The sequence below is a fragment of the Massilia sp. CT11-108 genome, assembly GCF_047302915.1.
Classification (GTDB): Bacteria; Pseudomonadota; Gammaproteobacteria; order Burkholderiales; family Burkholderiaceae_D; genus Telluria; species Telluria orientalis.
On record NZ_JBKYMO010001518.1, the window covers coordinates 1 to 272 of the forward strand.

A 272-nucleotide genomic window follows, 5' to 3' on the forward strand; every position below is an offset into this window, starting at 1 on the left:
GACATAGCGAGCGCCGCTGGGGGCGGTCTGGCCGTGGGCACTCATGCCGCCTCCAGCACCAGCTTGGCGAAGAGCTGCAAATCGACATTGCCGCCCGAAAGAATCACGCCGACACGCTTGCCACGCACGTCGACCTTGCCGGTGAGTGCGGCGGCGGCTGCGAGGCAGCCCGTGGGCTCGACGACAGCCTTCATGCGCGACGCGAAAAACTGCATGGCGCGGACGAGTTCAGCATCGCTCACGGTCACGATGTCGTCGACCAACTCGCGAAT

Annotated in this window: 1 protein-coding gene; it reads right to left on the bottom strand. The window is 65.4% G+C overall.

All coding sequences use genetic code 11. The features are described from left to right. Positions 1-41: 41 nt before the first annotated feature. On the bottom strand, positions 42-272 hold a 231-nt coding region (locus tag ACEN88_RS35475; RefSeq protein ID WP_413347089.1), incomplete at its 5' end, for a pyridoxal-phosphate dependent enzyme.